Source organism: Streptomyces sp. P5F9 (assembly GCF_057961495.1).
Map to the genome: position 1 here is coordinate 1 of NZ_JBXVPZ010000434.1, position 8,082 is coordinate 8,082.

Genomic DNA, 8,082 nt, shown 5'->3' on the forward strand with positions numbered 1-8,082 from the left:
CCACTGAACAGTTCGCGCCAATAAGCGCCACACCCCGGGTCTCGCCCGCAGAAGGGGGACGCCAGCCCGGCACGTCGTCCTACCCTGACATGGGTAGCTGTCAGGCACGGGGAGACGCACCTTGTACAGCATCGTCGTGGTACCTCCGCCCACTTCGGAGGACGAGCGAAACCGCACCCAGCACCGGCTCGCCCCTGGTGAGCGGCTCAGCTTCGGACGTGCCGGGTGCGGCGCCGACCTGCCGATCGCGCACGAGGGTGTGTCGCGCAGGGCGGGTGAGATCGGCGCCCAGGGCTCGTTCTGGACGCTCAGCAACCTGAGCCGGGAGCAGACGTACGTCGTCGAGAACCCGGAGGGGGCGGGCGAGCACATCAAGGTCGGGCCGGGGCGGCTGGACGCCCCGGTGCCTTTCGAGTTCTCGCGGATCGTGCTGCCCGCGGCCGGTGACCTGCTGCCCATCGAGGTGTGGGCGCCCCGCCACGACTACCTGCACGCGGAGGCCGGTGGCGACAACGCTGTCGGCGAGACCACCGCGCCCGCGTTCTCCGTCGACCGCACCAAGCGGTACTTCGCGGTCCTCGCCGCCCTGTGCGAACCCCGGCTGCGCGGCGAACCGCACGCCCCGCTGCCGACGGTCGACCAGGTCGTCGACCGGCTGCGCCCCAACTGGCCCGCCGCGTCCCGCACTTCGGTCCAGTGGAACATCGACTACCTGGCCGTGAAGCTGCGCCTGAAGCCCGGCCCGGACGAGGCGGACCAGGGCCCGCGCCTGAACGGCAAGAAGGAGTCCCTGGTGTCGCTGGCGCTCCGCTTCGACCTCGTCCGGGAGGACGACCTGCTCGTCCTCACCGCCGCACCGACGGGCCGGTTAGCGCGGTGACCGAGCCATACGCCGTCGACGTCCCCCGGGGCTACCGCGTCGGCGTGTGGGAAGTGCGGGCACCGATCGCCACGGGCGCGTTCGGCAGCGTCTACGAGGCGCGGCGCACCGCCGACGTACCCGGCGAGGACCTCCCCGGCACGGCCGCCCTGAAATTCCTGCCGACCGGCACGGGCACCCCGCGCCAACTCGCCCATCTGCGCGAACTCGTCGAGCGCGAGGTCGAGTTGCACCGGCGCCTGAAGAGACCCCGGCTGATCCGGATGTACGACACGCTCACCGTCGACGACCCGTCCCGCCCCGCCCTCGACGGCGCCACCGTGCTCGTACTGGAGAAGGCGGAGAGATCGCTGGCGTCCCTGCTGTCCGGCACCCCGCGCCCCGACACCGGCCCCGTCCTCCTCGCGCAGATCTGCGAGGGGCTGGCCCAGCTGCACCGCGCGGGCTGGGTGCACGGTGACCTGAAACCGGCCAACGTCCTGCTGATGAAGGACGGTTCGGCCCGTCTGGCGGACTTCAACATGGCGGCGGAACTGGAGGGCACGCACGCGTACACGCCGGCGTTCTCCACCCCGGACTACACACCCCCCGAAGTCCTCTGGTCGGAGATCGACGAACGCGGGCGCCGCATCCGCCCCTCCGCGGACGTCTGGGCCTTCGGAGTCCTGGCCCACCTGGTCCTCGCCGACTCCTTCCCCCTCCCCGGCACCACCCCGGCGGCCCGCCGGGACGCGGCGGCCTCCTACGCCGCCGGCACCGACGAGTTACGTCTCTCCCCCGAACTCCCCGACGCCTGGCGGGAGATCGTCCGCGCCTGCCTCACCCGCACCCACGCCGACCGCATCTCCACGGCCGCCCTGCTGCGCCGCGTCGAGTCGGCGGCCGGCACCGGCACCTCGCCCCGGCTGCCGCGCGGCCTGCTGCCGCACCGCCACCGGACCGCCGTGACCGTCGGCTCGGTGCTCGCCACGGTGGCCGTCGCCGCCGCCGGGTACGGCATCAGCCACTGGGCAGGCACGGGCACGGAAGCATCCCCGGAGGCCAAGAGCTCGACCGCCGTGTACGGCGCCTCCGAACTCCGCACGGACAAGGGCGTCCCGGTCCAGTACCGCAAGCTGATCGTCGACTCGGCCCATGAGTGCCCCCGGGCGGAGGTCACCCCGGCCCTCATCGCGGCGATGCTGAAGGCGGAGAGCAACTTCGACCCCAACCTCTCGGACCCGTCCGTGCCGGGCGGCGGCGAGTACGGCATCGCCCGCTGGACACCGGCCGTCCTGCGCTGGTGGATCCGCGCCGACGGCGCCCCGGCCTCGGCGACCCCGGCCCCGCCCCTGACCCCGGCCCAGTCGATCCCGGCCATGGGCCGCTACCTGTGCTACATCGACGGTGGCCTGAAGACCTCCCTGCCCGGCGACCGCCGCGTACTGATCGCCGCCGCCTACCGGACGTCGTACAAGAAGGTGAACGACACGGGCGGCGTTCCCCCGAAGAACCGTGCCTACGCCGCCCGTGTCGCGCACTACCTCAAGGAGTACACGCCTCCCGGCGGGACGTGACCCTGAGAGTTCCGAGGTACCCCGCGCGGTCTGCGTGCCCCACGGTGTGAGTGCCGCCCTGGACGGGGTGGCAGGGGGAAACGGGGGCGTGTGATGAAGCGTGCGTTCGCTTCGCTGTGTGCGGCCCTGGCGGTGACGGGGGCCGTCGTGACCGGATGCGGTCACGGCCCGGACTCCGACACCCCGGGGCCGGCCGGCACGGCGGCCGGCCGGGGTGAGCCGCAGCCGCTGACCTGGCAGCAGGAACTCCGGATCGGCGACGCCCAGCAGCGCCTGACCAAGCGGTGCATGAACAGCCACGGATTCGCGTACTGGGAGGACCGCACGCTGACCCTCCGCGAGAGCATGCCGGTGCGGTACGTGCAGGACGACGTGGCATGGGCCCGCCAGAACGGCTACGGCGGCCGCATCGAGGCACGGCAGGACCAGCTGCGCCTGCACAACCCCATCGCGGCCTACCGCCAGAGCCTGTCCACCACCCGCCGGGCCGCCTTCGACAAGGCGCTCGACGGCGGCAACGACGTCCAGATCCTCTCGGCCCGGCTGCCCGGCGGCGGCCAGGAGGTCCGCACCCGCCTCGGCGGCTGCACGAAGCAGGCCGAGGAGACGCTCTACGGCGACCCCGCCGACTGGTTCCAAGCCTCGAAGACCGCGACCGGCCTGCCCGCCCTGTACGACCAACAGCTGCTCCACGACCGGCAGTTGACCAGCGCCGTGAGCGCCTGGTCCCGGTGCGTGAAACGGGCCGGGCTCTCCTATCCCGACCCCCAGGCCGCCCGGGACGCGGTGCGGGAGAACACCGCCCGCCTGGGCACCGCGGGCGCGGACAAGGCGTTCGCGACCGAACGGAGGACCGCGGCCGCCGACGCCACGTGCGCCCGCGCGACCTCCCTGAAGACCGTGGCCACGGCCCGGGAGACGTACTACGTCGACCGGCTGCCCGGCCGATACGGCGAGGCGCTGGACACCTACCGGCGCCTTGAGCGGCAGGCGTACGACCGCGCGGTACGGATCGTGCCGCAACGCGCCTGACGCGGACCAGCACGACACATACCCGCGGATTCGCACCACCCACTCGAAAACAAGGGGGATCCACCATGCGCAAACTCGCCATCGCGGCGGCCGTCATCGGCCTGACCGCCCTGGGGCTCGGCGTGCCCGCCACGGCCGCCCAGGCGTCCGACACCGGCGCCCAGGTGACCGGCTGCAACAACAAGTGGCCGGGCCGCAACGGCAACGTCTACGCCTGGGACGGCCAGGACTGCCAGGGCACGCTCCTGGGCGTCACAGCCGGCAACGACAGCGACTGGAACGCGGCCGGCGGCGGCTTCGCCGGTGCCTGGGACCGGGCGTCGTCCGTCATGAACGCCGGCTACACCGGCGGCAACGACGTCGTCCAGTTCTGGTACCTGACCGGCTACAGCGGCGGTTACACCTGTCTGTCCCCGAACGAGTACTTCGCGGACAACCTGACCGACAACTCCTTCAGCAACGGCTTCGTCGTGGACAACAACATCCGCTCCCACAAGTGGGTGACGTCCGGCTCCTGCTCGGTCTGGCTCACCTGATCCACCGCGGAACCGACGCGGAACCGACGGGGCTCCCGCACAGGTCGACCTGTGCGGGAGCCCCGTACTCCTGGCGTGCGCGAGTCGTCAGTGGAAGAAGTGCCGCGTCCCCGTGAAGTACATCGTGACGCCCGCCTTCTTCGCGGCCTCGATCGTCAGCTCGTCGCGGAGCGACCCGCCGGGCTGGACAACGGCCTTGACGCCCGCCTCGGTCAGGACCTCAAGCCCGTCCGGGAACGGGAAGAACGCGTCCGAGGCCGCGAACGAACCCCGCGCCCGCTCCTCGCCCGCCCGCTCGACGGCGAGCTTCGCGGAGTCGACGCGGTTGACCTGTCCCATGCCGACGCCGACCGAGGCACCGTCCTTGGCCAGCAGGATCGCGTTGGACTTCACCGCGCGGCAGGCCTTCCACGCGAAGGCGAGGTCGGCGAGGTCGGCCTCGGAGAGCGCGTCGCCCGTCGCCAGCGTCCAGTTGGCCGGGTCGTCGCCGTCGGCCTGGAGGCGGTCGGTGACCTGGAGCAGCACGCCTCCGTCGATCGGCTTGACCTCGACCGCGTTCGACGGACCGGCCGGGGTCTTCAGCACGCGGAGGTTCTTCCGCTTGGCGAGGATCTCCAGCGCGCCCTCCTCGTAGTCGGGCGCGACGATGACCTCGGTGAAGATCGGCGCGACCTGCTCGGCCAGCTCCTTCGTCACCGGGCGGTTGACCGCGATCACACCGCCGAACGCCGACAGCGGGTCACACGCGTGTGCCTTGCGGTGCGCCTCGGCGACGTCCGAACCGATCGCGATACCGCACGGGTTGGCGTGCTTGATGATCGCGACACAGGGCTCTTCGTAGTCGTACGCGGCACGGCGGGCGGCATCCGTGTCCGTGTAGTTGTTGTACGACATCTCCTTGCCGTGCAGCTGCTCGGCCTGAGCCAGGCCACCGCTACCCGCGGCGGAGCCGCTAATGGATGCAGTGTCGACGTAGAGCGCGGCCGGCTGGTGCGGGTTCTCGCCGTAGCGCAGGGTGTTCTCGCGCTCCCAGGTGGCGCCCAGGAAGTCGGGGAACCGCGACTCGTCGACCGGGGCGTACTCGCTCGCGAACCAGCTCGCCACCGCCACGTCGTACGACGCCGTGTGCTGGAACGCCTCCGCCGCGAGCCGCTTGCGGGTGGTGAGGTCGAAGCCGCCGTTCTGTACGGCGTTCAGGACGTCGGCGTAGCGCGCGGGGCTGGTGACGATCGCGACCGACGGGTGGTTCTTGGCGGCGGCGCGGACCATCGACGGGCCGCCGATGTCGATCTGCTCGACGCACTCGTCCTGGGACGCGCCCGAGGCGACGGTCTCCCGGAACGGGTAGAGGTTGCTGACCACCAGGTCGAAGGGGGCCACACCCAGCTCGTCGAGCTGCTGACGGTGGCTCTCCAGGCGCAGGTCGGCGAGGATGCCGGCGTGCACCTTGGGGTGCAGGGTCTTGACCCGGCCGTCCAGGCACTCGGGGAAGCCGGTCAGCTCCTCGACCTTGGTGACGGGGACACCGGCGGCGGCGATACGGGCGGCGGTCGAGCCCGTGGAGACGAGCTCCACGCCCGCCTCGTGCAGGCCGCGGGCCAGCTCTTCCAGACCGGTCTTGTCGTAGACGCTGACGAGCGCGCGACGGATGGCCCGCTTGCCGCTCTCGATGTTCTCGGCGGTCACTGGATAACTACCTTTCGTCCCTCAATGCGATAGCCGTTGCGGGCGAGCCGCCCCACGACATCGACGAGCAGCGTGCGCTCGACTTCCTTGATGCGCTCGTGCAGAGCGCTCTCGTCGTCCTCGTCCCGGATCTCGACCACGCCCTGAGCGATGATCGGCCCGGTGTCGACGCCGTCGTCGACGAAGTGGACGGTGCAGCCGGTGACCCGGGCGCCGTACGCGAGCGCGTCCCGTACGCCGTGGGCTCCCGGAAAACTGGGCAGCAGGGCGGGGTGCGTGTTCACGACCCGGCCGCCGAAACGGGCCAGGAACTCCTTGCCCACGATCTTCATGAACCCGGCCGACACGATCAGGTCGGGCTCGTACGCGGCGGTCGCCTCGGCGAGGGCCGCGTCCCATTCCTCACGCGTCCCGAAGTCCTTCACCTTGCACACGAAGGTGGGCAGTCCGGCGCGCTCGGCACGGGCGAGGCCCTCGATGCCCTCGCGGTCCGCGCCCACGGCCACGATCTCGGCTCCGTACGCCTCGGTGCCGGCGGCCTCGACGGCGTCGAGGAGCGCCTGCAGATTCGTACCGGATCCGGAGACCAGCACGACGAGGCGCTTGGCCACGGGCTTGGCGGCCACGGCGGGGCCCTTTCTCGGGGGAGCGTCGTCTTGTGCGGCCGGCTCGTGCATCCGCATGTCTCGTGCGTTCATACGAATGCTTCGCGCCCCGGGATACGGGGAAGTCTACGAAGCGGCCGACCGTCAGCAACGATACCGGCACACCGGACAGCCCCCACGGGACGGGGGCGTGGCCGGAAGGTAGCGTCTGGGGAGAGCGGGTCCGGGAACGCGGTTGTCGTGCGACGCGTTCAGGTACCAGCAGCTCATGTCGGAGACGTAACCACCAAGGGGAAGACGCTCATTTGATGCCGGACCGCAGTCTGCGACTCCTCACGTTCCCCCCGCTGTCGGCGCAGGGAGGGGAGCGCGGCACCGTGCTGCTCCGGGAGCGGCCCTCGTCGCCGCCCGACGCGCCCTCGGACGGGAAGAGCGGTGCGGGGCAGGACGACAATCCCTTCGCGCCACCGCCCGAGGGCACCCCGGACCGGCCCTGGCAGCCGCGGCGCCCCGAGGACGGCGAGGACGGCGAGGACGGCGACGCCCCGCAGGGTGACGGCGGTCACTCGCCGTGGGGCAACCAGTGGAGCGACCGGCAGCCGGGGCGTTCCCCGGGCAACTTCGGCGACCGGCCCGGCGGCCCCACCGGACAGAGCGGCCCCGAGGGCCCGGGCAACGGTGGCCCCGGCCAGGGCGGTATGCGCTGGGACCCGACGGACCCGGCCCAGCGCCGCGCGCGTTACGCCCTGCTGAGCGGCATGTGGGCCTTCTTCTTCGCCCTCTTCGGCTGGCCGTACGTGGCCCTGCTGCTCGGCGCGCTGGCCCTCTACTGGGGCGGCAGCGCCCTGCGCGCCAAGTCCCCCACCGCCGACCCGGACACCCCGGCGGTGCCCGAGACACAGGCCCGCCCGCAGACGACGGCGGCGATCACCGGCCTGGTCACCGCGTCCCTGGCGATCGCCCTGGTGGCCGCGTTGTTCGTCGCGCAGCTCGTCTACAAGGACTACTACACCTGCGCCAATGACGCCCTCACGAACGAGGCCAAGCAGTCCTGCAACCAGCTCCTGCCGAAGGAGCTGCGGGGGTTCCTGGGTACCGCCAACTGACAGACGCCACCGGTCAGTTCGTCACCGGCGGTTCCGGCTCGTCCGCATGTTCCGACGGCTCGGGTTCCGGTGGCGTGGACGCCTCCCTCAAGGCCGCCCAGCGGGCCTCGCGGGAGGCGTCGTCGTACCAGGGGGTGGGCGCCGGCTCCGACGGCACGTCGACGGGCAGGAAGTCGTACGGGTCGAACGTGGGGTCGTGGTCGTAGGCGATGTACGGCTGGTCGACGGGAGCCTGCGCCGGCACGGGTACCGGGACCGGCTGCTCCGCGTTCTCCGGCTTGCGCGCGAACCGACCCCGGACGACTGCGAACGCCCTCCGGAACCAGCGTTCCGGCACCGTGTCGACCTCGGCCTCGGCCTCCCGCGGCTTCCCGATCGTCGGTGCGGGCACCCGGCGTTCCCTCAGCCGCCACGCCCGCAGCCCGAGCGCCGTGGGCACCGCCACCGCCGCGATCCACGCCAGCGCCGCGCCCCCGGTCTCCCACCACACCGGCCCGAACCGCGCGAGCGCGGCACTCCCGAGCGGCCCCCCGGACAACTCCGCGAGCAGACCCAGCGCTACGGCACAGAGCGCGGCGGCGAGCAGGGCGGTGGCGGCGGTGCGGCCTTGCGCCCAAGGGGCCTGCGCTGAGGGGGAGTGCGCGGAGAGGGTGTGCGGGGTGTGCGCCGAGGGGGTGTGCG

8 protein-coding genes are annotated in these 8,082 nt (G+C 72.1%); 5 read left to right on the forward strand and 3 right to left on the reverse strand.

Annotated features, from left to right (window positions below; all coding sequences use genetic code 11):
* The first annotated feature begins 121 nt into the window (after window positions 1-121).
* The 4 genes from AC31A1_RS41495 to AC31A1_RS41510 all read left to right on the forward strand — a co-directional run bounded on the left by AC31A1_RS41495 (window position 122) and on the right by AC31A1_RS41510 (window position 4,004).
* Entirely contained in the window at window positions 122-880 is a 759-nt protein-coding gene (locus AC31A1_RS41495; protein WP_489658260.1) for an FHA domain-containing protein, read from the forward strand.
* Window positions 877-2,436: a protein kinase domain-containing protein gene (locus AC31A1_RS41500; RefSeq protein WP_489658261.1), complete on the forward strand. Its 1,560-nt coding sequence runs from the start codon at window positions 877-879 to the stop codon at window positions 2,434-2,436. The genes AC31A1_RS41495 and AC31A1_RS41500 overlap by 4 nt, the downstream gene beginning before the upstream one ends.
* A gap of 93 nt (window positions 2,437-2,529) precedes the next feature.
* A complete protein-coding gene (locus AC31A1_RS41505) occupies window positions 2,530-3,468 on the forward strand; it encodes a hypothetical protein (RefSeq protein ID WP_489658262.1) in 939 nt (312 codons plus the stop codon).
* Between the two features lie 65 nt (window positions 3,469-3,533).
* Complete coding sequence (locus tag AC31A1_RS41510) at window positions 3,534-4,004, forward strand: hypothetical protein (protein ID WP_489658263.1); 471 nt, start codon at window positions 3,534-3,536, stop codon at window positions 4,002-4,004.
* 87 nt (window positions 4,005-4,091) lie between these two features.
* Here the strand turns inward: AC31A1_RS41510 and purH are convergent, their stop codons facing one another.
* The gene (purH, locus tag AC31A1_RS41515; RefSeq protein WP_489658264.1) at window positions 4,092-5,690 is read right to left on the reverse strand and encodes a bifunctional phosphoribosylaminoimidazolecarboxamide formyltransferase/IMP cyclohydrolase; all 1,599 of its coding nucleotides are present in this window, start codon (window positions 5,688-5,690) and stop codon (window positions 4,092-4,094) included.
* Window positions 5,687-6,316 carry a phosphoribosylglycinamide formyltransferase gene (purN, locus tag AC31A1_RS41520; protein ID WP_489658265.1) on the reverse strand — a complete coding sequence of 210 codons (630 nt, stop codon included), beginning with the start codon at window positions 6,314-6,316 and terminating at the stop codon, window positions 5,687-5,689. The genes purH and purN overlap by 4 nt, the downstream gene beginning before the upstream one ends.
* Before the next feature lie 287 nt (window positions 6,317-6,603).
* Between purN and AC31A1_RS41525 the strand changes: the two genes are divergently transcribed.
* Window positions 6,604-7,401 (forward strand): hypothetical protein, encoded by a 798-nt coding sequence (locus AC31A1_RS41525; protein WP_489658266.1) that lies wholly within the window; start codon window positions 6,604-6,606, stop codon window positions 7,399-7,401.
* A 13-nt stretch (window positions 7,402-7,414) separates the two neighbouring features.
* Here the strand turns inward: AC31A1_RS41525 and AC31A1_RS41530 are convergent.
* Window positions 7,415-8,082: cell division protein PerM (locus tag AC31A1_RS41530; protein WP_489658267.1), on the reverse strand; the 668-nt coding region annotated here is incomplete at its 5' end.

Bases quoted from the DNA above. Each gene is read 5' to 3' on its own strand.
- AC31A1_RS41510 (WP_489658263.1), top strand. From the start codon at position 3,534: ATGCGCAAACTCGCCATCGCGGCGGCCGTCATCGGCCTGACCGCCCTG.
- AC31A1_RS41525 (WP_489658266.1), top strand. From the start codon at position 6,604: ATGCCGGACCGCAGTCTGCGACTCCTCACGTTCCCCCCGCTGTCGGCG.
- AC31A1_RS41505 (WP_489658262.1), top strand. From the start codon at position 2,530: ATGAAGCGTGCGTTCGCTTCGCTGTGTGCGGCCCTGGCGGTGACGGGG.